Source organism: Acinetobacter sp. YH16044 (genome assembly GCF_013417145.1).
Lineage (GTDB): Bacteria > Pseudomonadota > Gammaproteobacteria > Pseudomonadales > Moraxellaceae > Acinetobacter > Acinetobacter amyesii.
On sequence record NZ_VPEK01000101.1, the window covers coordinates 1 to 2,432 of the forward strand.

A 2,432-nucleotide genomic window follows, 5' to 3' on the forward strand; every position below is an offset into this window, starting at 1 on the left:
ACTTAAAGGATGCGTCATTTTTTTAAATGACCGCCTTTAGGGAGAGTATTGCCGAAACTCTCTCAACCGTTTCCAAAGCCAAAGCACGAAGTGCGACGCTTTGGGGGCGAGTTGAGAAGTTGAGAGCTTATTAAGCGTTTAAGAATAATAAGCGGATGTTTGATCTATTCTAATTTTATTGCTTAGGCTATTTGACTAATTAATTATGTTTTCAATAGCTTGTTTAAGTTCTTTAAATACTTCTTTGCTTTTCTTATTCCAATAAAACCATGTGCCAATTGCAATAATTAATGAAAACTTGTGATGAAAAGCTGGAAATAGGACGTACTTTGCAGCCTATGCTACAATTCGCAGTCTAGACCGAATACTGGTCTTTTTCTTTTATTTCGTTTTCTTTGGTTTCCAGGTTTTCATATGATTAAGTGGATCATTCTGGCGATTTTTATTCTTTCTGCACTTTATATTCAGCAACGTGGGAAGGTTCGTCACTCGTTTTATCGTCAATTTTTCGATCACTCAACGATTCTTGCGCCAATTAACTACCTCATGTACATGTTTTCAAAGGTACCGAATCAGCCATATATCGATACACAGCATTTTCAAGACTTAAAAGTGTTGGATGAAAACTGGGAAATGATTCGTGATGAAGCAAAAGCTTTATATGAAAAAGGCGGAATTAAAGCATCGAGCAGTTATGATGACTTGGGGTTTAACTCCTTTTTCAAAACAGGCTGGAAGCGTTTTTATCTGAAATGGTATGACTCTGCACATCCATCAGCCGCTGAACTTTGTCCAAAAACGACGGCGTTGCTGAAAACCTTGCCGACCATTAAAGCCGCGATGTTTACCGAGCTGGCACCTGACAGCCGTTTGGTTCGTCACCGTGACCCTTATGCGGGTTCATTGCGTTATCACTTGGGGTTGATCACACCGAATGATGATCGCTGCTTTATTGATGTGGATGGTGAGCGCTATTCATGGCGCGATGGTGAAAGCGTGGTCTTTGATGAAACTTATATTCACTATGCCGAAAACACCACTGATCAAAACCGCATTATTTTCTTTGCCGATGTCGAGCGTCCATTAAAGACACGCTTTATGGAACGTTTCAATCACTGGTTTGGTAAAAAAGTTATGACCGCTGCCAGCTCTCCAAATGAAGCAGGGGATCAAACGGGTGGACTGAATAAAGTCTTTGGTTATGTCTATCAAGTGCGGATCAAAGCTAAAGCCTTGAAGAAAACCAACCGTCAACTGTACTACTTCTTAAAGTGGTTCTTAATGCTCGGAATTTTCTTCCTGATCTTTGTTCGACCTTATGTGTTTTAAAGTACATTAAACGCCCTGAGGGGCGTTTTTTTATTTGGGCAGAAAAGGGGAAGCCTATCTGCCCTTTTGATTTTTCTATTTATTTCAAGGCTTACAGTGGATTTGAACCACGCATGGCTTTATGCTTTATCCAGTTAAAACTAAAAACAACATGAGCGCGTATCTCTTTCATTTTTAAGATCGCAACTTATAAGTTAGATAAAGCATGAGGTTTCAAGGTGCAAAAGTTTCTTGTAGTTAATTAATTTTACGTTGATTTAATATCTCTTGTCCTAATTCTTTCCAAATTTGCCATTTCATATCATTTGGATCAATTTCAGCAGTTTTAAGCAGAACTCCAAGTAATTCGGCGGGGTCACGCTGATCTAGGTTAGCAATTTCAAAAAGTGCGCCTAATTGGATGAGGTGACGTGTACGAGCTTTACGTTCAGCTTCCTTTTCCGCATTGAGTAATTTTCTAACAACGACTTTCTGTTTATTTGCTCGATCTATAGCTTTTTCAGCTTTGATAAGGGCATTTAATTTCTTTTCTTGTTCAGGTGTTCGGTACTGAATTTGAGCCAATTCCAATAGAAGTTTTTGAGCATCACTTGGATTCTTTAATGCAGAAATGTAGGTAATTTTTTCAGACAGCCATTCATTATTCATATTCAATTCCTTAATTCAGATACCGCAAAAGTACATGCTCAATTCTCAAAGAACGATAACAAAATAATTACGTCCAAGGTACGCAATTTTGTTAAAGTTCGTTCTAGATATTGTCGCCTGCACTTCCATCAAAATTTTGATGGCGCGCTTAGACGTTTCTCAATTTCATTGAGAAACCTAAGCACGTTAGGGATTTCATCCCTAAAACCCTGAAACTTCTTTTTTTAATTCAATTTTCAATTGAATTAAAAAAAGAAGTACCAAAGCTAGGAGCAACAGCATGCAACTAAAACAGGTCTTGGGAAAAATCAAAGATATTAGTTTTGGCGTGATCGCAGCACCGCTACTTATCATCATTATGATGTGGGCTTCGATACTTGATCAAAGAGCGTTTAAAAAAGAACGTAACCGAAAAAAGGAACAGGATAAGACCTAATGGCGATTGCTCGTTTAAG

General features: G+C 38.2%; 3 protein-coding genes. 2 read left to right on the plus strand and 1 reads right to left on the minus strand.

The window, feature by feature from the left end; translation table 11 throughout:
* Positions 1–414 precede the first annotated feature (414 nt).
* Positions 415–1,329, plus strand: coding sequence for a lipid A hydroxylase LpxO (lpxO, locus tag FTV38_RS17140; RefSeq protein ID WP_125273387.1), 915 nt, complete (start codon positions 415–417; stop codon positions 1,327–1,329).
* Positions 1,330–1,566: 237 nt separating this feature from the next.
* On the opposite strand, the gene FTV38_RS17145 is transcribed toward lpxO, so the two are convergent.
* Positions 1,567–1,977 carry a conjugal transfer protein TraD gene (locus FTV38_RS17145; protein WP_179995789.1) on the minus strand — a complete coding sequence of 137 codons (411 nt, stop codon included), beginning with the start codon at positions 1,975–1,977 and terminating at the stop codon, positions 1,567–1,569.
* Between the two features lie 280 nt (positions 1,978–2,257).
* Here FTV38_RS17145 and FTV38_RS17150 point away from each other — a divergent pair, with 280 nt between their 5' ends.
* Positions 2,258–2,413 (plus strand): hypothetical protein, encoded by a 156-nt coding sequence (locus FTV38_RS17150; RefSeq protein ID WP_004847148.1) that lies wholly within the window; start codon positions 2,258–2,260, stop codon positions 2,411–2,413.
* The last annotated feature ends 19 nt before the right edge of the window (positions 2,414–2,432 follow it).